General features: G+C 61.3%; 19 protein-coding genes, 1 tRNA gene and 1 pseudogene. 17 read left to right on the plus strand and 4 right to left on the minus strand.

Features of this window, described 5'->3' with window-relative positions; translation table 11 throughout:
- Positions 1–101: 101 nt before the first annotated feature.
- The 7 genes from apaG to ACF8EA_RS04295 all read left to right on the plus strand — a co-directional run bounded on the left by apaG (position 102) and on the right by ACF8EA_RS04295 (position 8,054).
- Entirely contained in the window at positions 102–482 is a 381-nt protein-coding gene (gene apaG / locus ACF8EA_RS04265) for a Co2+/Mg2+ efflux protein ApaG (RefSeq protein ID WP_021782712.1), read from the plus strand.
- A complete protein-coding gene (locus ACF8EA_RS04270) occupies positions 482–1,348 on the plus strand; it encodes a symmetrical bis(5'-nucleosyl)-tetraphosphatase (RefSeq protein WP_021782711.1) in 867 nt (288 codons plus the stop codon). The genes apaG and ACF8EA_RS04270 overlap by 1 nt, the downstream gene beginning before the upstream one ends.
- 14 nt (positions 1,349–1,362) lie before the next feature.
- The gene (glpE, locus tag ACF8EA_RS04275) at positions 1,363–1,695 is read left to right on the plus strand and encodes a thiosulfate sulfurtransferase GlpE (RefSeq protein ID WP_103443390.1); all 333 of its coding nucleotides are present in this window, start codon (positions 1,363–1,365) and stop codon (positions 1,693–1,695) included.
- 282 nt (positions 1,696–1,977) lie between these two features.
- Positions 1,978–3,900, plus strand: a complete 1,923-nt coding sequence (locus ACF8EA_RS04280; RefSeq protein WP_021782710.1) for a PrkA family serine protein kinase — start codon at positions 1,978–1,980, stop codon at positions 3,898–3,900.
- A 155-nt stretch (positions 3,901–4,055) separates the two neighbouring features.
- Positions 4,056–5,327 carry a YeaH/YhbH family protein gene (locus tag ACF8EA_RS04285; RefSeq protein WP_021782709.1) on the plus strand — a complete coding sequence of 424 codons (1,272 nt, stop codon included), beginning with the start codon at positions 4,056–4,058 and terminating at the stop codon, positions 5,325–5,327.
- Positions 5,324–6,892 carry a SpoVR family protein gene (locus ACF8EA_RS04290; protein WP_010951740.1) on the plus strand — a complete coding sequence of 523 codons (1,569 nt, stop codon included), beginning with the start codon at positions 5,324–5,326 and terminating at the stop codon, positions 6,890–6,892. The genes ACF8EA_RS04285 and ACF8EA_RS04290 overlap by 4 nt, the downstream gene beginning before the upstream one ends.
- 55 nt (positions 6,893–6,947) lie before the next feature.
- Positions 6,948–8,054, plus strand: coding sequence for a multifunctional CCA addition/repair protein (locus ACF8EA_RS04295; RefSeq protein ID WP_275967157.1), 1,107 nt, complete (start codon positions 6,948–6,950; stop codon positions 8,052–8,054).
- Between the two features lie 208 nt (positions 8,055–8,262).
- Here ACF8EA_RS04295 and folK read toward each other — a convergent pair whose 3' ends face one another.
- Together folK and folB are read right to left on the minus strand one after the other, a co-directional pair.
- The gene (gene folK / locus ACF8EA_RS04300) at positions 8,263–8,772 is read right to left on the minus strand and encodes a 2-amino-4-hydroxy-6-hydroxymethyldihydropteridine diphosphokinase (protein ID WP_021782707.1); all 510 of its coding nucleotides are present in this window, start codon (positions 8,770–8,772) and stop codon (positions 8,263–8,265) included.
- Positions 8,763–9,119: a dihydroneopterin aldolase gene (gene folB / locus ACF8EA_RS04305; RefSeq protein WP_004576188.1), complete on the minus strand. Its 357-nt coding sequence runs from the start codon at positions 9,117–9,119 to the stop codon at positions 8,763–8,765. The genes folK and folB overlap by 10 nt, the downstream gene beginning before the upstream one ends.
- A gap of 74 nt (positions 9,120–9,193) precedes the next feature.
- On the opposite strand from folB, the gene plsY reads away from it, so the two are divergent.
- Positions 9,194–9,763 (plus strand): glycerol-3-phosphate 1-O-acyltransferase PlsY, encoded by a 570-nt coding sequence (gene plsY, locus ACF8EA_RS04310; RefSeq protein ID WP_021782706.1) that lies wholly within the window; start codon positions 9,194–9,196, stop codon positions 9,761–9,763.
- A gap of 17 nt (positions 9,764–9,780) precedes the next feature.
- Here plsY and tsaD read toward each other — a convergent pair whose 3' ends face one another.
- Entirely contained in the window at positions 9,781–10,806 is a 1,026-nt protein-coding gene (gene tsaD, locus ACF8EA_RS04315; protein ID WP_021782705.1) for a tRNA (adenosine(37)-N6)-threonylcarbamoyltransferase complex transferase subunit TsaD, read from the minus strand.
- Between the two features lie 204 nt (positions 10,807–11,010).
- On the opposite strand from tsaD, the gene rpsU reads away from it, so the two are divergent.
- From rpsU to ACF8EA_RS04345, 6 genes and pseudogenes are all read left to right on the plus strand, one after another.
- A complete protein-coding gene (gene rpsU, locus ACF8EA_RS04320) occupies positions 11,011–11,226 on the plus strand; it encodes a 30S ribosomal protein S21 (protein ID WP_003255575.1) in 216 nt (71 codons plus the stop codon).
- A gap of 303 nt (positions 11,227–11,529) precedes the next feature.
- Positions 11,530–13,512, plus strand: coding sequence for a DNA primase (gene dnaG / locus ACF8EA_RS04325; RefSeq protein ID WP_021782704.1), 1,983 nt, complete (start codon positions 11,530–11,532; stop codon positions 13,510–13,512).
- Between the two features lie 67 nt (positions 13,513–13,579).
- Complete coding sequence (gene rpoD / locus ACF8EA_RS04330; RefSeq protein ID WP_021782703.1) at positions 13,580–15,430, plus strand: RNA polymerase sigma factor RpoD; 1,851 nt, start codon at positions 13,580–13,582, stop codon at positions 15,428–15,430.
- A 127-nt stretch (positions 15,431–15,557) separates the two neighbouring features.
- Positions 15,558–19,301, plus strand: a complete 3,744-nt coding sequence (locus ACF8EA_RS04335) for a bifunctional diguanylate cyclase/phosphodiesterase (RefSeq protein ID WP_021782702.1) — start codon at positions 15,558–15,560, stop codon at positions 19,299–19,301.
- 16 nt (positions 19,302–19,317) lie between these two features.
- Positions 19,318–19,394 (plus strand) — tRNA-Ile (locus ACF8EA_RS04340).
- A 48-nt stretch (positions 19,395–19,442) separates the two neighbouring features.
- Positions 19,443–19,562: pseudogene (locus ACF8EA_RS04345) on the plus strand (site-specific integrase); the annotation flags it as partial.
- Between the two features lie 395 nt (positions 19,563–19,957).
- Here the strand turns inward: ACF8EA_RS04345 and ACF8EA_RS04350 are convergent.
- Positions 19,958–20,512, minus strand: a complete 555-nt coding sequence (locus ACF8EA_RS04350) for a serine acetyltransferase (RefSeq protein WP_021782701.1) — start codon at positions 20,510–20,512, stop codon at positions 19,958–19,960.
- Positions 20,513–20,699: 187 nt separating this feature from the next.
- Between ACF8EA_RS04350 and ACF8EA_RS04355 the strand changes: the two genes are divergently transcribed.
- From ACF8EA_RS04355 to ACF8EA_RS04365, 3 genes are all read left to right on the plus strand, one after another.
- Positions 20,700–21,161, plus strand: coding sequence for an Lrp/AsnC family transcriptional regulator (locus ACF8EA_RS04355; RefSeq protein ID WP_021782700.1), 462 nt, complete (start codon positions 20,700–20,702; stop codon positions 21,159–21,161).
- Between the two features lie 844 nt (positions 21,162–22,005).
- Positions 22,006–23,688: a flavin monoamine oxidase family protein gene (locus tag ACF8EA_RS04360; protein ID WP_392521167.1), complete on the plus strand. Its 1,683-nt coding sequence runs from the start codon at positions 22,006–22,008 to the stop codon at positions 23,686–23,688.
- A 14-nt stretch (positions 23,689–23,702) separates the two neighbouring features.
- Complete coding sequence (locus ACF8EA_RS04365; RefSeq protein WP_103443376.1) at positions 23,703–24,497, plus strand: carbon-nitrogen hydrolase family protein; 795 nt, start codon at positions 23,703–23,705, stop codon at positions 24,495–24,497.
- Positions 24,498–24,541: the final 44 nt, after the last annotated feature.

Genomic DNA, 24,541 nt, shown 5'->3' on the forward strand with positions numbered 1-24,541 from the left:
GGGGCCGGCATAGTCAACACCCCAAGCCCGATCACCGCTGGCCCTCCCCCCTCCCAATGGCCTAGACTGCATTATTGCGTCAGTTCGCCCAAGGCCCTTGCATGTCCGACCCCCGCTATCAAATCGACGTCAGCGTCGTGACCCGCTACCTGAAAGAACAATCCGACCCCGAAAACAGTCGTTTCGCTTTCGCCTACACCATTACCGTGCAGAACAATGGCTCGCTCACGGCCAAGCTGCTATCGCGCCACTGGCTGATCACCAACGGTGACGGCGAGGTTGAGGAAGTACGCGGTGCCGGTGTGGTCGGCCAGCAACCCAACATCGACCCTGGCCAGAGCCATACTTACAGCAGTGGTGCCGTCATCAGCACCCGCGTTGGCACCATGCAGGGCAGCTACCAGATGTTCGCCGAAGACGGTAAGCGCTTCGACGCCGAGATTGCCCCCTTCCGCCTGGCAGTGCCCGGGGCGCTGCACTGATGGCTACCTACGCCGTCGGTGACCTGCAGGGCTGCCTGCAGCCACTCAAATGCCTGCTCGATCGCGTCAGTTTCAACCCCGCCGTTGACCGCCTGTGGCTGGTCGGCGACCTGGTCAACCGCGGCCCCGAGTCACTGGAAACCCTGCGCTTCCTGTACTCGATCCGTCATTCACTGGTCTGCGTGCTGGGCAACCATGACCTGCACCTGCTGGCCGCCTGGCACAACGTCGAGCGCCTCAAGAAAAGCGACACACTGCGCGAGATCATTGAAGCGCCGGACGCCGACCAGCTGCTCGACTGGCTACGCCAGCAAAAGCTGCTGCATTACGACGAGCCCCGCGGCATCGCCCTGGTTCACGCCGGCATACCGCCACAATGGACCCTTGGCAAAGCCCTGGAACTCGCTGCCGAGGTCGAGGAAGTGCTGCGTGACGACACCCGCCTGCAGCTGTACCTCGAAGGCATGTATGGCAACGAGCCTAACAAGTGGCGCAAGAACCTCGCCGGCGTCGAACGCCTACGGGTCATCACCAACTACTTCACCCGCATGCGCTTTTGCACTGCCGATGGCAAACTCGACCTCAAGAGCAAGGAAGGCCTGGGTAGCGCGCCCAAAGGCTACAAAGCCTGGTACGCGCACAAAGACCGCCGCTCACGCCACGTGAAGATCATCTTTGGCCATTGGGCCGCCCTGCAGGGTGAGGTCACCCAGCCCGACGTCATCGCCCTGGACACTGGCTGCGTATGGGGCGGCGCCATGACCCTGTACAACGTTGACAGCGGTGAATACCACCGCTGCGACTGCGCCGACGACGGCACCCTGCGCCAACCGGCACAACCCACTACACTCAACGACCACACCTGAAGGAAGTAGTACCCATGAGCGAATTCAAGCGCATCCCTCCTGAGCAGGCCTTGGAGCTTCGCAAGAAAGACGGTGCGGTCGTGGTCGACATTCGCGACCCGCAGGCCTTTGCCGCCGGCCACATCACCGGCGCCCGGCACCTGGACAACCACTCGGTCGCCGATTTCATCCGCAACGCCGACCTCGACGCGCCAACCCTGGTGGTCTGCTATCACGGCAATTCCAGTCAAAGCGCTGCCGCCTACCTGGTAGGCCAAGGTTTCTCCGACGTTTACAGCGTGGACGGCGGCTTCGAACTGTGGCGCGCGACCTACCCGGCCGAGACCGCTCAGGGCAACGCTGAATAATTTTTTATTTTCCCCTGCAGCCCGTGCCCCGCGCGGGCTTGCGGCTTATCTGACGAACGGTCGTTCGTAACTTCTGCCTTCCTCGCCCCTTGATCTTGCAGATAACCAACTACGCTTAAGCTCAGGCCATCCAAAAAGGGGAGAGCCGGTACACCGGCGTGCGGGTCATCGGTAGCGTTACAGGGTGTTCTGGGGGGTATACAGCAATCGGCCAACCCGGTTGCATGCCAGCATCAGCTGACTGATCCGGCGTCGTCTCCACGTATCGAGCGAGGTGACGTCATGAGTATTTTTAGCCACTTCCAACAACGTTTCGAGTCTACGCGCCAGGAAGAACTCTCGCTGCAGGAGTACCTCGAGCTGTGCAAAGAGGATCGCAGTGCCTACGCATCGGCGGCCGAACGGCTGTTGCTGGCCATCGGTGAGCCAGAGCTGATCGACACCTCTACCAACTCCAGGCTGTCGCGCATCTTCTCCAACAAGGTTATCCGCCGCTATCCGGCCTTTGCCGACTTCCATGGCATGGAAGAGTGCATCGACCAGATCGTGTCGTACTTCCGCCACGCCGCCCAAGGCCTGGAAGAGAAGAAACAGATCCTCTATCTGCTGGGCCCGGTGGGCGGCGGCAAGTCCTCGCTGGCGGAAAAACTCAAGCAGCTGATGGAAAAGGTACCGTTCTACGCGATCAAGGGCTCGCCGGTATTCGAGTCACCTCTGGGCTTGTTCAATGCCACCGAAGATGGGGCCATTCTCGAGGAAGAGTTCGGTATCCCACGGCGCTACCTCAACACCATCATGTCGCCTTGGGCCACCAAGCGCCTGCAGGAATTTGGCGGTGACATCTCCAAGTTCAAGGTGGTGAAGCTGTACCCGTCGATTCTTAACCAGATCGCCATTGCCAAGACCGAACCCGGCGATGAAAACAACCAGGACATTTCTGCCCTGGTCGGCAAGGTCGATATCCGCAAACTTGAGGAATACCCACAGAACGACGCCGATGCTTATAGCTACTCGGGCGCGCTGTGCCGGGCCAACCAGGGCCTGATGGAATTCGTCGAAATGTTCAAGGCGCCGATCAAGGTCCTGCACCCCTTGCTCACCGCCACTCAGGAAGGCAACTACAACAGTACCGAAGGCCTTGGGGCGATCCCCTATACCGGTATTCTGTTGGCGCACTCCAACGAATCGGAGTGGCACACCTTCCGCAACAACAAGAACAACGAAGCGTTCATCGACAGGATCTATATCGTCAAGGTGCCGTACTGCCTGCGGGTCAGCGATGAAATCAAGATCTACGACAAGTTGCTGATCAACAGCTCACTGTCCAAGGCCCACTGTGCGCCAGACACGCTCAAGATGTTGGCTCAGTTCACTGTGCTTTCGCGCCTGAAAGAGCCAGAGAACTCCAATATCTATTCCAAGATGCGCGTTTACGACGGGGAAAACCTCAAGGACACCGATCCAAAGGCCAAGTCGATTCAGGAATACCGGGACGCCGCGGGTGTCGACGAAGGCATGAACGGCCTATCGACTCGCTTCGCCTTCAAGATCCTGTCCAAGGTGTTCAACTTCGACCCACACGAAATTGCCGCCAACCCGGTGCACCTGCTGTATGTGCTCGAACAGCAGATCGAACAGGAACAGTTCCCGGCTGAAGTGCGCGAACGCTATCTGCGCTACCTGAAGGAATACCTGGCGCCGCGCTACATCGAGTTTATCGGCAAGGAAATCCAGACCGCCTACCTCGAGTCCTACAGCGAATACGGCCAGAACATCTTCGACCGCTACGTGCTGTACGCAGACTTCTGGATCCAGGATCAGGAATACCGCGACCCGGAAACCGGCGAAATTCTTAACCGCATTGCGCTCAACGAAGAACTGGAGAAGATCGAGAAACCGGCAGGTATCAGCAACCCGAAAGACTTCCGCAACGAGATCGTCAACTTCGTACTGCGCGCACGCGCCAACAACAATGGCAAGAATCCAAGCTGGCTGAGTTATGAAAAGCTGCGGGTCGTGATCGAGAAGAAAATGTTCTCCAACACCGAAGACCTGCTGCCCGTCATCAGCTTCAACGCCAAGGCCAGCAAAGAGGACCAGAAGAAACACAACGACTTCGTCACCCGGATGGTGGAGCGTGGCTATACCGACAAACAGGTGCGCCTGCTGTCGGAATGGTACCTGCGGGTCAGGAAATCGCAATAAAGCGGCAAGCTACGAGCCGCAAGCTGCAAGCTGCCTGGCGTTGGCATTGCCGCCCGCGTCACAGCTTGCAGCGGCGGTGGCTGCTCTTTCTTGCAGCTTGAAGCTTGTGGCTTGCAGCTTGTGGGTTGCAGCTGCATCCAGTCACCGGAGGGACCATGAGCTACGTTATAGACCGACGCCTGAACGGCAAGAACAAGAGCACGGTCAACCGCCAGCGCTTCCTGCGGCGGTACCGCGAACATATCAAAAAGGCCGTCGAAGAGGCGGTGAGCCGCCGTTCCATCATGGATATGGAACACGGCGAGCAGATCAGTATTCCCGGACGCGACATCGACGAACCGGTCTTGCATCATGGTCGTGGGGGCAAACAGACCATCGTGCACCCTGGCAACAAAGAATTCACGGCAGGTGAACACATCCCACGGCCGCAAGGCGGTGGAGGTGGTGGCGGTCGCGGCAAGGCCGGCAATTCCGGCGAGGGCATGGACGAGTTCGTCTTCCAGATCACCCAGGAAGAATTTCTCGAATTCATGTTCGAGGACCTTGAGCTACCCAACCTGGTCAAACGTCACCTGACTGGCGCCGACACCTTCAAGACCGTTCGGGCCGGCATCGCCAACGAAGGCAACCCGTCACGCATCAACATCGTGCGCACCCTGCGCTCGGCCCATGCCCGGCGTATCGCCCTGACCGGCAGCAGCCGCGCCCTGCTGCGCGAAGCACAAAAGGAACTCGACCGCCTGCGGGTCGAAGAGCCGGACAATTTCACCGATATCCAGGAAATCGAACAGGAAATCGAGCGCCTGAAAGCGCGTATCAACCGCCTGCCCTTCCTCGACACCTTCGACCTCAAGTACAACCTGCTGGTCAAGCAACCCAACCCAAGCTCGAAGGCGGTGATGTTCTGCCTGATGGACGTATCCGGCTCGATGACCCAGGCCACCAAGGACATCGCAAAGCGCTTCTTCATCCTGCTGTACCTGTTCCTCAAGCGTAACTACGAGCGCATCGAAGTCGTTTTCATTCGCCACCACACCAGCGCCCGGGAAGTCGATGAAGAAGAGTTCTTCTACTCGCGGGAAACCGGCGGCACCATCGTTTCCAGTGCCCTCAAGCTGATGCAGGAGATCATGGCCGAGCGCTACCCGGCCAGCGACTGGAATATTTATGCCGCGCAAGCTTCCGATGGCGACAACTGGAACGACGACTCGCCGATCTGCCGCGACATCCTCTCCAAACAGATCATGCCGCATGTGCAGTACTACACTTACGTTGAGATCACCCCCCGTGAACACCAGGCGCTGTGGTATGAGTACGAGCGTATCGGCGATGCTTTCCCCGACACGTTCGCCCAACAGCAGCTGGTATCGGCCGGCGACATCTACCCGGTCTTCCGTGAACTCTTCCAGCGCAGGTTAGCCACATGACCGCCAGAGCACAGAGACGCCAACCCATTTCCACTGGGTCCGAGTGGACGTTCGAGCTGATCCAGACCTACGACCGGGAAATCAGCCGTCTGGCCGAGCGTTACGCCCTGGACACCTACCCCAACCAGATCGAGGTAATCACTGCCGAACAGATGATGGACGCCTACGCATCTGTCGGCATGCCGCTGGGCTACCACCACTGGTCCTACGGCAAGCAGTTCCTCAGCACGGAAAAGTCCTACAGCCGGGGCCAGATGGGCCTGGCCTACGAGATCGTGATCAACTCCGACCCTTGTATCGCTTACCTGATGGAAGAAAACACCATGTGCATGCAGGCACTGGTGATTGCCCACGCTTGCTACGGCCATAACAGCTTTTTCAAGGGCAATTACCTGTTCCGCACCTGGACTGACGCCAGTTCGATCATCGACTACCTGGTGTTCGCCAAGCAGTACATCGCCCAGTGCGAAGAGCGCCACGGTATTGATGCAGTGGAGGACCTGATCGACTCCTGCCATGCCCTGATGAACTACGGTGTCGACCGCTACAAGCGGCCCTATCCTATTTCTGCCGAAGAAGAGCGGCGCCGGCAACAGGAGCGCGAAGAGCATCTTCAGCGTCAGATCAACGACCTTTGGCGGACAATTCCGAAGAACGCCGAAAAGGGCAACGACCGCGATGAGGGGCGCTTCCCCGCCGAACCGCAGGAAAACATCCTGTATTTCATCGAAAAAAACGCCCCGCTGCTTGAACCCTGGCAACGTGAGGTAGTGCGCATCGTGCGCAAGATCGCCCAGTACTTCTACCCCCAGCGCCAGACCCAGGTGATGAACGAAGGTTGGGCAACCTTCTGGCACTACACCCTGATGAACGACCTGTACGACGAGGGGCTGATTACCGAAGGCTTCATGATGGAGTTCTTGCAGTCGCACACCAGCGTGGTGTTCCAGCCCGGCTTCGACAGCCCGTACTACAGCGGCATCAACCCCTACGCGCTGGGCTTTGCGATGTACACCGACATCCGCCGCATGTGCGAAAACCCCACCGAAGAAGATCGCCACTGGTTCCCCGAAATTGCCGGCAGCGACTGGCTTTCTACCATCAAGTTCGCCATGAGCAGCTTCAAGGACGAGAGCTTCATCCTGCAGTACCTGTCGCCCAAGGTGATGCGCGACCTCAAGTTGTTCAGCATCCTCGATGACGACCAGCGCGACGACCTGCTGGTGCCTGCCATCCATGATGAGGCCGGCTACCGGGTGATTCGGGAGCAACTGGCAGCGCAGTACAACCTGGGCAACCGTGAACCGAACGTACAGATCTGGAGCGTCGACCGCCGCGGAGACCGCTCCCTGACCCTGCGACACCAGCAACACAACCGCAAACCGCTGGGCGACTCGACCGACGAAGTGCTCAAGCACCTGCATCGCCTGTGGGGCTTCGATATCCACCTGGAGACCGTGCAAGGCGAGCAAGTGATGAGTACTCACCACATGCCGCCGCGCGGCGAGCATAGCGAAAGCGCCGACTACGGCCGCATGGACCTGGCCGTTATCCACCACCTATGATGCAACTCCATGACCGCCGACGGGTTATCCTGTCGGCAGTTATGGAGAGCTGCACATGCACATCTACAAAGTTGGCGGCGCCGTGCGCGACCGCCTGCTCGGCCGCCCTGTCAGCGATATCGACTGGCTGGTGGTGGGCGCCACAGTCGAAGAAATGCTCGCCAAGGGCTATCGGCCGGTGGGCGCCGATTTCCCGGTGTTCCTGCACCCGAAAACCGGCGAGGAATACGCCCTGGCGCGCACCGAGCGCAAGAGTGGGCGAGGCTACGGCGGGTTCACTTTTCACGCCAGCCCCGACGTAACCCTGGAAGAGGACCTGATCCGTCGCGACCTGACCATAAATGCGATGGCCGAGGATGAAGCCGGCACGCTATACGACCCCTACCAAGGCAAGAAAGATCTGGATCAACGCCTGCTACGCCATGTTTCCCCGGCATTCGCCGAAGATCCTCTACGCGTGCTGCGTGTTGCCCGCTTTGCTGCCCGCTATGCGCCACTGGGTTTCCGGGTTGCCGATGAAACCTTGACGCTGATGCGCCAGATCAGCGCCTCGGGCGAACTGCAGGCACTCACTGCTGAGCGCAGCTGGAAGGAAATCGAGCGCGCGCTGATGGAAGTGCAACCACAGGTATTCTTCAAGGTGCTGAGCGCGTGCGGGGCCCTGCAGGAGCTGCTGCCTGAGCTCGATGACGGCTCCCGGACACTGTCGGCGCTGGAGCAGGCGGCGGCGCACGAACAACCGCTGCTCGTGCGCTGGGCCTGCCTGTTGCGCGGGCTGGCACCGACATCGATCAAAACCGTCAACCAGCGCCTGAAGGCACCGCGTGAATGCCAGGAACTGGCCATGCTGACAGGGGAGTGCCTGGCGCAGGGCAATCAGGCGCTCGAACTGCCGGCCACGGCACTGCTGGAGCTGTTGCAGAAGTTCGATGTCTACCGACGGCCGCAGCGGTTCGAGGATTTTGTGGTCGTTTGCGAGATGGCGGCGTTGGGCGATGGCGAGCAGGGTTACCCACAGGCCGATTACCTGCGAGGCGCAGCAGCGGCGGCGCGAGCGGTGGATGTGAAGCCGTTGGTGCAAGCCGGGCTGACGGGTCAGGCGCTGGGCGAAGCACTCAAAGGTGAACGGCTGAAAGCGCTCGAGGCTTACCAGCGCGGTTAGACCTCCCGGCCTCTTCGCGGCTGAAGCCGCTGTAGGAGCGGGTTCACCCGCGAAAGGGCCGGGCCTGCTGGCCAATTTCCGACCGCTGTTCACCGTCGCAGTCACCACCGTATTCGCGGGTAAACCCGCTCCTACAGGGGGCACACATCAGAGGTTGGGCACAGGCCGTTGTAGGGGCGGGTTTACCCGCGAAGAGGCCGATACAGGCTTAAGCGGGCGTCAACTGCAACCCGCGCCACTCAAAGGCGACTGGGGCGAGTACCTGATCGATCTGCGCTTCCTGCCACAGCTGCGCCATGCGCTTGCCCACCCCCGGATGCACCAGGTCGGGCGCCAGCAACGAAAGCGGCCACAGCACAAAGGCGTTCTTCAGGATCTCGGCCCGGGGCAGTACCAGCCCATCGAAGGTACCGTGCAAATCGCCATACATCAGCACGTCGATATCCAGCGGCAACCCTTTGCGGTCCGGTGCATAGCGGCCATTGTCGGCCTCGATGAACTTCAGCCGGCGGTCCAGCTCGATCAACGGCAATGCGGTTTGCCCGGTCACCACGAAGTTGATGAACGGCCCGCTCTTGATACCCACCGCCTGGCTTTCGAAAGCCGGCGAACAGCGCATGTCGGTCAGGATGCCAGCCAACGCATCGAGCCCGGCGCACAAATGCGCCTCACGGTCGATATTGCTGCCCAGGCCCAGGTAAACCGTGTTCAAAGACATCCGCGCTCGATCTCCACGCCTACACCACCACGGGCCGCCGGCACCGCGCCCGGCTTGGTCAGCTTCAACCGCACCCAGGGGATGTGGAACTCGTCCATCAAGGTGGCCACCAGGCGCTCGGCAAATGTTTCAACCAGCTCGAAACGGGCCTGTTCGGCAAACGCCTGGATGCGCGCCGACACACTGGCATAGTCCAGCGCCAGGTTCAGGTCGTCTCCGGCGGCAGCCGGGCGGTTGTCCCAGGCAAAGCTAAGGTCCAGGCGCAAGCACTGGCGAATATCCCGCTCCCAGTCATAGGCACCGATGACGGTATCGACTTCCAGGCCTTCGATGAACACTCTGTCCAAGCACTTCTCTCCACAGCACGACAAGGGCGACTGGCGCCGTTAGAATCAGGGCGTCCTCGCCCGGAATAGTTAGCATGTTTTGGTTACTGGCGTTGCTCGCCTACCTGCTCGGCTCGCTGTCCTTCGCCATTGTTCTCAGCCGCCTTTCGGGCAGCCCGGACCCGCGTTCCAGCGGTTCAGGCAATGCCGGCGCCACCAACATGCTACGCCTGGCAGGCCGTAAACTGGCGATCCTGACCCTGCTTGGCGACCTGTGCAAGGGCCTTTTGCCGGTATTGCTCGCCCGCGCTGCCGGGTTGGACCTGCATGCGCAGGCCTGGGTGGGCATATGCGCGGTGCTGGGTCACCTGTTCCCCCTGTACTTCCGCTTCAAGGGCGGCAAGGGCGTGGCGACGGCTGCCGGCATGCTCATGGGCCTGTATTTCCCGGCCGCGCTGCTGGCCATCGGCGCCTGGCTGCTGACCTTCTACCTCACGCGCACCAGCTCACTGGCGGCACTGATTGCCACGCCACTCACCCTGCCATTGCTGGCCTGGCGGGAGCCCGAGGCCCTGCTGCCGATCAGCGTACTGACTTTGATGATCGTGTGGCGCCACCGCAACAACCTGCGCGACTTGTTTGCAGGGCGCGAACGGCACTTCTGAACCTTCGACGCCCTACCTTACAGCGGCGGCAACTGCTCCATCGGCCAGCGTGCCTGCACGCTGATCGCCAGGTCTTGCTGCTGCCCGGCCAACAGGCGCTGGCAACCGGCGTAGGCGATCATCGCACCATTGTCGGTACAGAATTGCGGGCGCGCGTAGTACACGTTGCCCTTGATGCTACCGAGCATGTCCTCCAGGGACGCGCGCAGGGCCTTGTTGGCACTCACGCCACCCGCGATGACCAGGCGCTTGAGGCCGGTCTGCTTGAGCGCCCGCTTACACTTGATGGTCAAAGTCTCCACCACCGCCTGCTGGAATGCCAGAGACAGGTCGCAACGGGTTTGCTCACTGTCGTCGCCAGCATTCTTGCATTGCTGCCAGGTGTTGAGGGCGAAGGTCTTGAGGCCACTGAAGCTGAATTCCAGGCCTGGCCGATCGGTCATTGGCCGCGGGAACACGAAGCGCCCGGCCACACCCTGTTCGGCCAGACGCGCGATTTCCGGACCACCGGGATAATTGAGGCCGATCAGCTTGGCGGTCTTGTCGAACGCTTCACCGGCAGCGTCGTCCAGGCTCTCGCCCAACAGTTCGTACTGACCGATGCCATCGACCCGGACCAGCTGGGTATGGCCACCGGAAACCAACAAAGCGACGAACGGAAACTCGGGCGGGTTTTCTTCCAGCATGGGCGCCAGCAGGTGGCCTTCCATGTGGTGCACGCCGATCGCCGGGATGTCCCAGGCAAAGGCCAGCGCCTGGGCGCAGGAAGCGCCCACCAGCAAAGCGCCGACCAGGCCGGGGCCCGCGGTGTAGGCGATGGCGTCGATTTCGGTGGCAACGCAGCCTGCCTCGTCCAGCACCTGGCGGATGAGCGGCAGCATGCGCTTGACGTGATCACGCGAGGCAAGCTCGGGCACCACGCCACCGAAGACGCGGTGCAGGTCGATCTGGCTGAACAGTGCGTCGGCCAACAAACCCCGTTCACTGTCGTATAATGCGACGCCAGTTTCGTCGCAGGATGTTTCCAATCCCAGTACTAGCATGGGCTCGTCCCTTGTGGGGGCTGAATTCGAAGCCGCGCATGATAGTCCCCGTGTCGGGTGCCGACCAGCGGTTTTCGATCAGAGGCTTTGCATTCCGGCTTGCTAAGGGTTAACATCCGCAACCCTTGAAAACCGACGTTCTCCAGCACACCTTTGTTTTGCCAGGAGCACGTCTACCCCGGTAATGAATTAAGGTAGCCCTGGATGCCAGCCGTCAAAGTTAAAGAGAACGAACCCTTCGACGTAGCTCTGCGTCGTTTCAAGCGCTCCTGCGAAAAAGCCGGTGTACTGGCTGAAGTTCGTAGCCGCGAGTTTTACGAGAAGCCGACCGCAGAGCGTAAGCGCAAAGCAGCTGCTGCTGTTAAGCGTCACGCCAAGAAAGTTCAGCGCGAACAGCGCCGCGCCGTTCGTCTGTACTAATACAGGCGTTCAACGCAAAGCTTCTGCCCTGCCCGGCTAACCCCCGGGCGATGGCAGTGGTCGCTTCAAACTTGAGCAGCTAGCTCAAGGCCCTGCACAAGCTTCATGCGGACTGCACATGGGCAACCTGCCTGAAACGTCAGAGCTGGTCCTCCTTGCTGTATGACCAGACGTGCACGTCCGACTGACGAGCCCTTAGGGGCTGGCGACGAGCACACATTCCCTCGCACTTCCCCAAGCAGCACTCGCCCCCTTCGGCGCGTGAGCGATTAGACTTGCCAGTTGCCAGATAACGAGACTGCCATGGCCGGGCTGATTCCCCAGAGTTTCATTGACGACCTGATCAACCGCCTCGACATCGTCGACGTGGTAAGTTCGCGCGTCCAGCTGAAAAAAACCGGCAAGAACTACTCGGCCTGCTGCCCGTTCCACAAAGAAAAAACCCCGTCCTTCACGGTCAGCCCCGACAAGCAGTTCTACTACTGCTTCGGCTGTGGCGCCGGTGGCAACGCCTTGGGCTTTGTCATGGACCACGACAACCTGGACTTCCCCCAGGCCGTCGAGGAACTGGCGCGCGCCGCTGGCATGGAAGTCCCCCGCGAGCAAGGCCGCCGCGACCAGAAGCCGCGCCAGCCCACTGACTCGCCACTGTACCCGCTACTGGACGCCGCCTCGGAGTTTTACCGCCAGGCCCTGCGCAGCCACCCGTCACGCAAGGCAGCGGTGGACTACCTCAAGGGCCGCGGCCTGTCCGGGGAAATTGCCCGCGACTTCGGCCTGGGCTTTGCCCCGCCCGGCTGGGACAACCTGCTCAAGCACCTGGGTGCCGACACCCTGCAGCAGAAGGTGATGATTGATGCCGGCCTGCTGATCGAGAACGCCGAGAGCGGCAAGCGCTACGACCGCTTCCGCGACCGGGTGATGTTCCCGATACGTGACAGCCGCGGGCGCATCATCGCCTTCGGTGGCCGGGTGCTCGGCGACGACAAGCCCAAGTACCTGAACTCCCCGGAAACCCCGGTGTTCCACAAGGGACAGGAGCTGTACGGGCTGTACGAGGCGCGCAAGCACAACCGCAACCTTGACGAGATCATCGTCGTCGAGGGCTACATGGACGTCATTGCCCTGGCCCAGCAAGGTCTACGCAATGCCGTGGCTACCCTTGGCACCGCCACCAGCGAAGAGCACCTCAAGCGCCTGTTCCGCGTGGTGCCCAGCGTGCTGTTCTGTTTTGACGGCGACCAGGCCGGGCGCAAGGCGGCCTGGCGCGCACTGGAATCGACATTGTCGAACCTGCAGGACGGCCGCCGCGCGCGCTTCCTGTTCCTGCCCGAAGGCGAAGACCCGGACAGCCTGGTGCGCGCCGAAGGTACCGACGCTTTCATGGCCCGTATCAACCAGCACGCCCAACCGCTGGCCGACTACTTCTTCGAGCAACTTGGCGTCGAGGCCGACCCGCGCTCGCTGGAAGGCAAGGCGCATATGGCGACCTTGGCCGCACCGTTGATCGAAAAGATCCCCGGCGCCAACCTGCGTCAGCTGATGCGCAACCGCCTGAAGGAAATCACCGGCCTCGACCCGCAGCAGGTCGAGCAGCTGGCGCAACAAGCCCCGGCGGCCAGCAGCATGCCGGACTATGACCCTGGCTACGACTACGACGCCATGGCCAGCTACACCCCCGACTACGGCGACATGCCGCAGCACGATTTTGCCCCCGTTCATCAGGAGCAGGCGTGGAAACCCAGCAAGGGTGGCAGCAAGAAGCCGTGGAGCGACAAACCCTGGGACAAGAACCGCAAGGGCGGCAAGCCCTGGCAACAACGCGACGAAGCACCTCCGCGCGTGCCAGCACCGGTCGAGCCACCGACCCTGGCCGCCCTGCGCACCTTGCTGCACCACCCGCTGCTGGCCGGCAAGGTGGAAGATGCCAGCCACTTCGCCGACGAAGAGCACCTGTACAGCCAACTGCTGGTGGCGTTGATCGAAGCCGCGCAGAAAAATCCTGGGCTAAGCTCAATGCAGTTGATCGCACGTTGGCACGGCACCGAACAAGGCCGCCTGCTGCGGGCCCTGGCGGAAAAGGAATGGCTTATCGTAGCCGACAACCTTGAACAACAGTTTTTCGACACTATAACTAGCTTGTCCGCCCGCCAACGCGAGCGCAGCCTGGAACAACTGCTCAGGAAATCACGTCAAAGCGAATTGACCAGCGAGGAAAAAAACCAGCTCCTCGCCCTGCTGAGCCGAAATGTTCCCGCACAAACGCCGACCTCATCTGGCGCGTGAGGCCCATGCTCGGGTATAATCCTCGGCTTGTTTTTTGCCCGCCAAGACCTTCAGTGGATAGGGTGTTATGTCCGGAAAAGCGCAACAGCAGTCTCGTATCAAAGAGTTGATCACCCGCGGTCGTGAGCAGGGCTACCTGACTTACGCGGAGGTCAACGACCACCTGCCTGAGGATATTTCAGATCCGGAACAGGTGGAAGACATCATCCGCATGATCAACGACATGGGGATCAACGTATTCGAGAGTGCTCCGGATGCGGATGCCCTTCTGTTGGCGGAAGCCGACACCGATGAAGCTGCGGCCGAAGAAGCCGCTGCTGCGTTGGCGGCAGTTGAAACCGATATCGGCCGCACGACCGACCCGGTGCGCATGTATATGCGCGAAATGGGTACTGTCGAGCTGCTGACCCGCGAAGGCGAGATCGAAATCGCCAAGCGTATCGAGGAAGGCATTCGTGAAGTCATGGGCGCCATCGCCCACTTCCCGGGCACTGTCGACTACATTCTCGGCGAATATGACCGCGTCACCACCGAGGGTGGCCGCCTGTCGGACGTTCTCAGCGGTTACATCGACCCTGACGACAACATTGCCGCGCCAACCGAAGAAGTGCCGATCCCGGGCGCCAAGGCCGCTGCGGCGAAGGAAGAGTCCGACGACGACGAAGAAGAATCCGAAAGCGGTGACGACGAGGAAGAGGCCGAGAGCGGCCCGGACCCGGTAGTCGCGGCCCAGCGCTTCGGTGCGGTATCCGATCAGCTTCAGGTAACCTCCAAGGTCCTGAAGAAAAATGGTCGTAGCCACAAGGAAAGCATCGAGGCCCTGCAGGCCCTGGCCGACCTGTTCATGCCGATCAAGCTGGTACCGAAGCAGTTCGAGGTACTGGTCGAGCGTGTACGTGACGCCCTGAGCCGTCTGCGACAGCAAGAACGCGCCATCATGCAGTTGTGCGTACGTGACGCCCGCATGCCGCGAGCCGACTTCCTGCGCATGTTCCCAAGCAACGAAACCGACCAGACCTGGAGCGGTGACCTGGCCAAGCGCAACACCAAGTGGGCTGCCGCCCTGGGTGAAAAGAACGCTGCCATCGTCGCTTGCCAGCAGAAGCTGATCGACCTTGAGACCGAAACCGGCCTGACCGTTGCCGAGATCAAGGAAATCAACCGTCGCATGTCGATCGGTGAAGCCAAGGCCCGCCGCGCCAAGAAAGAAATGGTCGAGGCGAACCTGCGTCTGGTGATTTCCATCGCCAAGAAGTACACCAACCGTGGCCTGCAGTTCCTCGATCTGATCCAGGAAGGCAACATCGGCTTGATGAAAGCGGTGGACAAGTTCGAATACCGTCGCGGCTACAAGTTCTCGACCTATGCCACCTGGTGGATCCGTCAGGCGATCACCCGTTCGATCGCCGACCAGGCACGCACCATCCGCATTCCGGTGCATATGATCGAGACGATCAACAAGCTCAACCGTATTTCCCGCCAGATGCTCCAGGAAATGGGTCGTGAACCGACGCCGGAAGAGCTGGGCGAGCGCATGGAAATGCCTGAGGACAAGATCCGCAAGGTACTGAAGATCGCCAAAGAGCCGATCTCCATGGAAACCCCGATCGGTGACGACGAAGATTCGCACCTGGGCGACTTCATCGAGGACTCGACCATGCAGTCCCCGATCGACGTGGCCACGGTCGAAAGCCTCAAGGAAGCCACCCGTGACGTGCTCTCGGGCCTGACTGCACGCGAAGCCAAGGTGCTGCGCATGCGTTTCGGTATCGACATGAACACCGACCACACCCTCGAAGAGGTGGGCAAGCAGTTTGACGTAACGCGTGAGCGGATCCGTCAGATCGAAGCGAAGGCGTTGCGCAAACTGCGCCACCCGACCCGCAGCGAGCACCTGCGCTCCTTCCTCGACGAGTGATGACAAAACCCCGGCCCAGGCCGGGGTTTTTCTTTAGTGGCCCGCCACATAAAGCCCCCCTTCCGTTGCACGCCTGCAGCAATGCCCGTCTACACTCGACTTCAGACCACCTGAGTGCGAGGCTGCCATGTCCTTGAAGCCGGCCATTCTGTTGCTGATCCTGATTCTGTGGAACACAACGGCCGGCGCCCTGACCCTGACAGACGAGGAGAAAACCTGGCTGGCTGCCCACCCGCAGCTCAACCTGGGCGTAGACGCCTCTTGGCCACCGTTCGAGTTTCGCGACCAGGAGGGCCGTTACCAGGGATTGGCCGCCGACTACATTGCCATGATCCAGCAGCGCCTGGGTGTGACGTTCAAACCGGTCGAGCCCAGCAGTTGGACCGAGGTGCTGGCGCAGGCGCGGGAAAGCCGTATCGACCTGCTGCCCGGCATCATGTCCACCCCGGAACGCCAGGGCTTCTTGGCCTTCACTCGCCCGTACCTCGACTTCCCCATTGTCATCCTCGCGCACAAAGGCGGCGCACAACCGCGAAAGCTGGCTGACCTGTACGGCTTGAAAATCGCCGTAGTAGAAAACTACGCCCCGCACGAGTTGCTGCGTACCCACCACCCGGACCTCAACCTGGTTGCCCTGCCAAACGTCAGCTCCACGCTGCAAGCACTGGCCACCGACCAGGTGGATGCCGTGGTCGGCGACCTCGCTTCCAGTATCTGGAGCCTGCGCCAACTCAAGCTCGAAGGCCTCTACGTCAGCGGCGAAACGCCCTACCGTTATCAGCTGGCCATGGCCGTCCCCCGCGACAAGAGCGTGCTGGTCGGCATTCTCGATAAAGTGATGGCCGACATGAGCAGCAGCGAAATCAGCCAGATCCAGCAGCACTGGGTGGGCAATGTAGTCGACCAGCGGATGTTCTGGTCCGACCTGCTGGTGTATGGCCTGCCAGCGGTGCTGTTGCTGATGGCTGTGCTGGCAGTGGTCATTCGCATCAACCGCCGACTCAGCTCGGAAATTTCCCGGCGCATCGCCCTGGAGCAAGAGCTGCGCAGCAGCGAATACCACTATCGCGGCCTGGTCGAGAGCCTGTCAGCCATCGCCTGGGAAGCCGATGCCAACGACTTCACCTACAGCTACGTTTCACCCCATGCCGAAGACCTGCTCGGCTACCCATTGAGTGACTGGCTCAGGCCCGGTTTCTGGCGCAGCATCCTGCATCCGGAGGACGCGCTCTGGGCACAGGCCTACTGCGACAGCGAGACCGCAGCGGGGCGCGACCACAGCCTGGACTACCGAGTGATCCGGGCTGATGGCCAGCCCCTCTGGGTACGCAACATCGTCAGCATGATCGAACACGGCCACCAGCCCGTGATGCGCGGGCTGATGATCGACATCAGCGAAACCAAGCGCACTGAGGACGCCCTGCGCCTGTCCGAACAGAAGTTCGCCTCGGTATTCCAGCAGTGTCCCGATATCTTGCTGATCGCGCGCCACAGCGATGGCTGCCTGCTGGAGGTGAACGAGGCTTTCGAAGAGCAGATCGGCCTGCCGCCAGACCAGGTCATTGGCCGCACCGCCACCGACCTTGGCCTTTGGGGCGTAGAAGGCAGTGGCCCGCTCCTGCTTGAAAGGTTGCACCAAGGTGGTATCCGCAACCTGGAAATGAGCTTCCGCCGCAGCAACGGCCAACTATTCACCGGCCTGACGTCGGCCGAAACCTTCGAACTGGACGGCACACCCGCGCTAGTTGTGGCAGTACGCGACATCAGCCAGCTGAAGGAGACCCAGCAGCAGCTGCAAACTTCAGAAGAAAAGTTCGCAAAGGCCTTCCACGCCTCGCCCGACGGCCTGCTGCTATCGCGCCAGAGCGACGGGTTGCTGCTGGAGGTGAACGAGGGCTTCTGTCGCCTCACCGGCTACGCCCTCAACCCAACCATCGACCAGACCTCGCTAGACCTGGGTATCTGGGTCGACCTCAACGAGCGCAAACACCTGGTTGACCAGCTCAACCGCGACGGCTTCGTGCGCGACTTCACCTGCCATATCCGTCGCAGCGACGGGCAGATCCGCCTTTGCGAGCTGTCCGCCCGCCCCCTGCCGATTACCGGCGTCGACTGCATGCTGACCATCGCCCGCGACATCACCGAGCGTCACCTGATGCAAGAAAAACTGCAGCTGGCCGCCACCGTGTTCGAGAACACCGCCGAAGGCGTGCTGATCACCGACATTGACCAGCGCATCAGTGCCGTCAACCGCGCCTTCAGCGAGATCACCGGCTACAGCGAGATCGAGGCCCTCGGCCAGACTCCGCGCCTGCTCGCCTCGGGCCAGCACGACAGCGCTTTCTATCTGGCCATGTGGCACCAGCTTACCGACGAGGGCCACTGGCAGGGCGAAATCTACAACAAGCGCAAGAACGGCGAGCTTTACCCAAGCTGGCTGACCATCAGCGCCGTGCGCAACAGCGACCGCGAGGTCACTCACTTCGTGGCGGTTTTTGCAGACATCTCCAGCATCAAGCACGCCCAGGCCAAACTCGACTATCAGGCCCACCACGACCCGCTGACCGGCCTGCCCAATCGCACCCTGTTCGAAAACCGGCTACAGGGTGTGCTCACCTGCGCGCAAGTGTCCAACCGCCAGGGCGCAGTGCTGTTCCTGGACCTCGACCGCTTCAAGCATATCAACGACAGCCTTGGCCACCCGGTCGGCGACCTGCTGCTCAAGGGCATCGCCCAGCGCCTGAAAGAACAGGTACGCGACGTTGACACCGTAGCCCGCCTGGGTGGCGACGAATTCATCATTCTGCTGCCCGGCCTGCACAAGCCCAGTGACGCCAGCACTATCGCCAACAAGCTACTGGCCTGCTTCAACGCACCGTTCCAGGCCGGCGAGCACGAGTTTTTCACCAGCGCCAGCATCGGCATCAGTCTTTACCCACAGGATGGCACTGACGTCTCCACACTGATCCGCAACGCCGACGCTGCCATGTACCGCTCCAAAGCCAAAGGCCGCAACCGCGTCGAAGCCTACACCCGCGACCTCACCGCCCAGGCCAGCGAGCGCATCGCCCTGGAGCATGAGCTGCGCCGGGCCGTCGAACGCAACGAAATGAGCCTGTGCTTCCAGCCCAAGCTCAGCCTGAAGACCCAGAGCCTGGTGGGTGCCGAAGCGCTGATCCGCTGGAGCCACCCGACCTTTGGTGAGGTACCGCCGGAACACTTCATCCACCTGGCGGAAGAGAACGGCACCATCCTGCAGCTCGGCGACTGGGTACTGGAGCAAGCCTGCCGGCAGATGCAGGCCTGGAAGCAGCACTATGAACCCTTCGGCCCGCTGTCGATCAACCTTGCCGGCGCCCAGCTGCGCCACCCACACCTGGCACGGCGCATCGAACAACTGCTCAAGCACTACCAGCTGAGGGCCGGTGACCTGCAGCTGGAAATCACCGAGAACTTCATCATGAGCCAGGCAGAAGAGGCCCTGGCCGTGCTGTACCAGTTGAAGAAACTCGGCGTACAGCTAGCCATCGACGATTTTGGCACCGGCTATTCGTCGCTGAGCTACCTGAAGCGCCTGCCGCTGGACATCCTCAAGATCGACAAGTCCTTCATCCGCGGCCTGCCCGACGACCCACACGACGCCGCCATCGCCCGGGCGATCATTGCCCTGGGCCGCAGCATGCAGTTGACCATCATTGCCGAAGGCGTGGAGAACCAGGCCCAGCAGCGTTTTCTGGCGGCCGAGGGCTGCGAGCAGATCCAGGGCTACATCGTCAGCCTCCCTCTACCGCCAGAGGAATTCGCGGCCGCGTTTCTTCGCATAGCACTATCGGATCTTTCAGATGGCACAGGTGCGAAACCCTCGTTATAATCCGCCCACTTACTGAGGGCCTATAGCTCAGTTGGTTAGAGCAGAGGACTCATAATCCTTTGGTCCACGGTTCGAGTCCGTGTGGGCCCACCAGCTTAGAAGCCGCGCACTGCGCGGCTTTTTCATGCCCGCGAGAAATAAATGGTCAGGGGCGTGTACATCCAGCGCAGCGGCGCCGAGCGCATGACCTTGGAAGTGGCGCTGAAACGGTATCTCAGCGAAATCAGCCCCACCAAGAAGCCGATCACCCAGCACGCCGATAATCGCGGAAAGGTGCCCTATCGATACTTCAAGCCAAACACCCTAGCTTGAAGATCAGACAACGAGCCGAATAGCCGCCATTATCAGCTCACAAAATGAGCCGAATATGCTCGCTAATCGGCTCACAGATGAGCAAGCCTATGAATGAACCTGGGCCTGCCCCGTGACAACGGACGCCAAGAAGCTGGTTACAGAGCCAACTGCCTCAAGCCTTTTGCGTATTCGTTCGGCGCGCTCATCACTGGCGCGGCGCCTGGGGATAAACGAAGAAGGCCGCACCACTGCACGATCCAGTCCATCGGGCGATGGCCATCAACCATGGGCAACCCCATAAGAACCCTCCCAGTCTGCTCCACCACCCCCTCTGCCAACGTCCACAAATGTACCGCTGTTGGTTAACCCCCTCCAGGACGCATCTCGACCTGCCGTGGGTTGTAGAAGGTCATGCCAGGCGGAATATCCCGCGTAACCAACGACATCGCGCCAATCACCACGTCATCGCCAATGTCGATGCGATCAGCAACGATGCAACTGTTGGCGCCCATGCTGACGTTGTCGCCAATGCGCAGGGCGTACTCCTGCAACCCCAGGGTCTTGATGCCGATCGAGCAGTTCTGCCGGATGAAGAAGTTGCGCCCGATGCTTACATGCCGGGTAACCACCACCCCCGGCAGGTGAGCGATGCGCAGGCCGGGGGCGATCTGGGCGCCGATGTCGATGTCCACCCCATACTTGAGGTTGAGCCGCTGCTGCATGCGCCTGGCGTGGCGCCGGGCCAGGCCGCCGCGGGCGTCGAGGTACTGGGCCAAGCGATAGGCGAAAAGGAAACGCAGTTTGTTGTCCTTGCGTGCGCGGCGCAGCACGTTGAACAGCAGGCTGATAGGGCGTCCGGGTCTTTTCTTGTTGGAGACTTCCAGTCGCCAGCATTCGAGCAGGTGGTCGAGGTTCACGCTGAGATTTCCGTTGGACTACCGCTTCATCATGCCGAATTAGTGCCGAAGACGCAGCCTTCGGACATGCACGGCCCTTTTCACCCAAAGCGCCAAGCCGACGCCGTCAACGGTGATCGACTTTACCTGGCCTTGCCCTGATTGGCACAGGCTGGCTAGGCTAGCAGGCCAACCGTAGAGACTCGCCATGTCGGATTCCCGCTCCATCACGCTGGATGAAATCGATCGCCAGCTGATCGCCCTGCTGCAAATCAACGCCCGCGAAAGCGTCGCCACCCTCGCCCGCCAGTTGGGTATCGCCCGCACCACCGTCAATTCGCGCCTGGAGCGTCTGGAGAAGAACAAGGTTATCTCCGGCTATGGCGTACGCCTGGGCCAGGGTGTGATAGGCGGTGGGCTGCAAGCGTACGTGGGGATCAAGGTGCAGCCACGCTCCGGCAAGGACGTGGTGCGGCGCCTGAGTGCCATGGGCCAGGTGCAGCAGTTGTGTGCGGTAAGCGGCGAGTTCGACTATGTGGCCTGGTTGCGTACGGACTCGCCTGAACAACTGGACCAATTACTCGACCAGATCGGCAGTGTCGACGGGGTGGAGAAGACCACCACGTCGATCATTCTCAGCAGCAAGGTGGACCGCGGTCAGCCGCTCTGATCAATCAGGCCTCCTGCTCGTCGAAGGGCTTGTCTTGAGCTTTGGGGGGGCTGTGAGATCGAGCGCCGCCCGCGCGGCGCATCGCGAGCTGCGCTCGCTCCTACGTTTGTTTCGGGCCAGTGACGCCTGTGACAGCCGCGCGCGACCGCCTTGTTTGTACGACGCGATATCGCGCCATGCGCCAAGGGGATCGCGCGCAATTCCCCCAGGAATAACTGGCCCGAAACAAACGTAGGAGCGAGCGCAGCTCGCGATGCGCCGCGCGGGCGGCGCTCGATCTCACAGGCGACGCACCTCTACCGCCATACAGGCGGCGCTCGGTCTCCCAGGCGACGCACCTCTACCGCCATACCCTCAAGGCTACACCGCCTGGCATAACGTTGCGCAATGGCCGGGTGTGTTTGCCTTGGGTTTTATGGTGTTGCAGAAATCGAGCGCCGCCCGCGCGGCGCATCGCGAGCTGCGCTCGCTCCTACGTTTGTTTCGGGCCAATTATTCCTGAGGGAATTGCGCGCGATCCCCTCGGTGCATGGCGCGATATCGCGTCGTACAAACAAGGCGGTCGCGCGCGCCTGTCACAGGCGTACCTGGCCCGAAACAAACGTAGGAGCGAGCGCAGCTCGCGATGCGCCGCGCGGGCGGCGCTCGATCTCACAACCCCCCCAAAGCCCAAGACAAGCACTTCGTCATAAACAACATAACCATTATAATTTCGACGAAATAAACTACATTAAGACAACACTCTAAACCTTAATAACGAACACCCCACGCCCTAAAATGACCTCCAGGCATCTCCTATACTCAGGCTCCGCTCCTCGCGCAGCCTCTCTGGCAAGGTCATTTCATGAACAAGAAGAACCGCCACCCCGCCGACGGCAAGAAGCCCATCACGATCTTCGGCCCGGACTTCCCTTTTGCTTTCGACGACTGGCTGGAACACCCGGCAGGCCTGGGCAGCATTCCAGCTGAGCGCCATGGGGAAGAGGTGGCCATTGTCGGTGCCGGTATCGCCGGCCTGGTAGCGGCCTACGAGCTAATGAAGCTGGGCCTCAAGCCGGTGGTGTACGAGGCGTCCAAGCTAGGCGGCCGGCTGCGCTCGCAAACCTTCAATGGCACTGACGGGATCGTTGCCGAGCTGGGTGGCATGCGCTTCCCGGTGTCGTCCACCGCCTTCTACCACTACGTCGACAAGCTGGGCCTGGAAACCAAGCCCTTCCCCAACCCGCTGACCCCGGCCTCGGGCAGCACAGTTATCGACCTGGAAGGCCAGACCTACTACGCCGAGAAACCCACCGACCTGCCGCAACTGTTTCATGAGGTAGCCGACGCCTGGGCCGATGCGCTGGAGAGCGGCGCCCAGTTCGCCGATATCCAACAGGCCATCCGCGACCGTGATGTACCGCGCCTGAAGGAACTCTGGAACAAGCTGGTGCCGCTGTGGGACGACCGCACCTTCTACGACTTCGTCGCCACCTCGCGCTCGTTCGCCAAGCTGAGCTTCCAGCACCGCGAAGTGTTCGGTCAGGTCGGTTTCGGCACCGGCGGTTGGGACTCGGACTTCCCCAACTCGATGCTGGAAATCTTCCGCGTGGTGATGACCAACTGCGACGACCATCAGCACCTGGTGGTCGGGGGCGTGGAACAAGTGCCACAAGGCATCTGGCGCCACGTACCGGAACGCTGCGTGCATTGGCCGGAGGGCACCAGCCTGAGCACGCTGCATGGCGGCGCACCACGTACCGGGGTCAAGCGCATTGCCCGCGCCGCCGATGGCCGCCTGGCGGTCACCGACAACTGGGGCGATACCCGCCACTACAGCGCAGTACTCGCCACCTGCCAGACCTGGTTGCTGACCACCCAGATCGACTGCGAGGAATCGCTGTTCTCGCAAAAGATGTGGATGGCCCTGGACCGTACCCGCTACATGCAGTCGTCGAAAACCTTCGTCATGGTCGACCGCCCGTTCTGGAAGGACAAGGACCCGGAAACCGGCCGTGACCTGTTGAGCATGACCCTCACCGATCGCCTCACCCGCGGCACTTACCTGTTCGACAACGGCAACGACAAGCCCGGGGTGATCTGCCTGTCGTACTCGTGGATGAGCGACGCACTGAAGATGCTGCCGCACCCGGTGGAGAAACGCGTGCAACTGGCCTTGGATGCGCTGAAGAAGATCTACCCGAAGACCGATATCGCCGGCCACATCATCGGCGACCCGATCACGGTTTCCTGGGAGGCCGACCCGTACTTCCTCGGTGCCTTCAAAGGCGCGCTGCCGGGCCATTACCGCTACAACCAGCGCATGTACGCGCACTTCATGCAGCAGGACATGCCGGTGGAGCAGCGCGGTATCTTCATTGCCGGTGACGACGTGTCATGGACCCCCGCCTGGGTTGAAGGCGCGGTGCAGACGTCGCTGAATGCGGTGTGGGGTATCATGAACCACTTTGGGGGCCACACCCACCCCGACAACCCCGGCCCAGGCGATGTGTTCAACGAAATTGGCCCGATCGCCCTGGCGGATTGAGACAAGGAGGCACCATGCGCATCGCTCTGTACCAAGGTGCACCCAAGCCACTGGATGTGCCCGGCAGCCTGCAACGGCTGCGTCACCAGGCGCAGTTGGCAGCCGAACGCGGCGCGCAGTTGCTGGTTTGCCCGGAGATGTTCCTGACCGGCTACAACATCGGCCTGGCCCAGGTCGAGCGCCTGGCCGAGGCCGCCGATGGCCCGGCAGCCATGACCGTGGTGGAGATCGCCCAGGCGCACCGCATCGCCATTGTCTATGGCTACCCTGAGCGCGGCGATGACGGGGCGATCTACAACAGCGTGCAGTTGATCGATGCGCATGGCCGCAGCCTGAGCAATTACCGCAAGACCCACCTGTTCGGTGAACTGGACCGTTCGATGTTCAGCCCAGGCGCCGACTATTTCCCGGTGGTGGAACTGGAAGGCTGGAAGGTTGGCCTGCTGATCTGCTACGACATCGAGTTCCCGGAGAACGCCCGGCGCCTGGCGCTGGATGGCGCCGAGCTGATCCTGGTGCCGACGGCGAACATGACGCCGTACGACTTTACCTGCCAGGTGACTGTGAGAGCCCGGGCGCAGGAAAACCAGTGCTATCTGGTGTATGCCAACTACTGCGGTGCGGAAGACGAGATCCAGTATTGCGGGCAGAGCAGCATCATCGGCCCGGATGGCAGCTTGCTGGCCATGGCCGGGCGGGATGAGTGCCAGTTGTTGGCAGAGCTGGAACATGAGCGGGTGGTGCTGGGACGCACGGCGTTTCCCTACCTGACCGATTTGCGCCAGGAGCTGCACCTGCGTAAAGGCTGACAGGGGCCGCTATGCGGCCCATTCGCGGGCACGCCCGCTCCCAC

Origin of the sequence: Pseudomonas sp. YQ_5 (assembly GCF_043103305.1) — a bacterium.
Taxonomy (GTDB): Bacteria; Pseudomonadota; Gammaproteobacteria; order Pseudomonadales; family Pseudomonadaceae; genus Aquipseudomonas; species Aquipseudomonas putida_Y.

Coding starts and splice junctions, on each gene's coding strand:
- ACF8EA_RS04360 (WP_392521167.1), top strand. CDS start 22,006: ATGAACAAGAAGAACCGCCACCCCGCCGACGGCAAGAAGCCCATCACG.
- ACF8EA_RS04355 (WP_021782700.1), top strand. CDS start 20,700: ATGTCGGATTCCCGCTCCATCACGCTGGATGAAATCGATCGCCAGCTG.
- rpoD (WP_021782703.1), top strand. CDS start 13,580: ATGTCCGGAAAAGCGCAACAGCAGTCTCGTATCAAAGAGTTGATCACC.
- ACF8EA_RS04290 (WP_010951740.1), top strand. CDS start 5,324: ATGACCGCCAGAGCACAGAGACGCCAACCCATTTCCACTGGGTCCGAG.
- rpsU (WP_003255575.1), top strand. CDS start 11,011: ATGCCAGCCGTCAAAGTTAAAGAGAACGAACCCTTCGACGTAGCTCTG.
- tsaD (WP_021782705.1), bottom strand. CDS start 10,806: ATGCTAGTACTGGGATTGGAAACATCCTGCGACGAAACTGGCGTCGCA.
- ACF8EA_RS04295 (WP_275967157.1), top strand. CDS start 6,948: ATGCACATCTACAAAGTTGGCGGCGCCGTGCGCGACCGCCTGCTCGGC.
- ACF8EA_RS04285 (WP_021782709.1), top strand. CDS start 4,056: ATGAGCTACGTTATAGACCGACGCCTGAACGGCAAGAACAAGAGCACG.
- ACF8EA_RS04365 (WP_103443376.1), top strand. CDS start 23,703: ATGCGCATCGCTCTGTACCAAGGTGCACCCAAGCCACTGGATGTGCCC.
- apaG (WP_021782712.1), top strand. CDS start 102: ATGTCCGACCCCCGCTATCAAATCGACGTCAGCGTCGTGACCCGCTAC.
- folK (WP_021782707.1), bottom strand. CDS start 8,772: ATGTCTTTGAACACGGTTTACCTGGGCCTGGGCAGCAATATCGACCGT.
- ACF8EA_RS04335 (WP_021782702.1), top strand. CDS start 15,558: ATGTCCTTGAAGCCGGCCATTCTGTTGCTGATCCTGATTCTGTGGAAC.
- ACF8EA_RS04270 (WP_021782711.1), top strand. CDS start 482: ATGGCTACCTACGCCGTCGGTGACCTGCAGGGCTGCCTGCAGCCACTC.
- plsY (WP_021782706.1), top strand. CDS start 9,194: ATGTTTTGGTTACTGGCGTTGCTCGCCTACCTGCTCGGCTCGCTGTCC.
- glpE (WP_103443390.1), top strand. CDS start 1,363: ATGAGCGAATTCAAGCGCATCCCTCCTGAGCAGGCCTTGGAGCTTCGC.
- dnaG (WP_021782704.1), top strand. CDS start 11,530: ATGGCCGGGCTGATTCCCCAGAGTTTCATTGACGACCTGATCAACCGC.
- ACF8EA_RS04280 (WP_021782710.1), top strand. CDS start 1,978: ATGAGTATTTTTAGCCACTTCCAACAACGTTTCGAGTCTACGCGCCAG.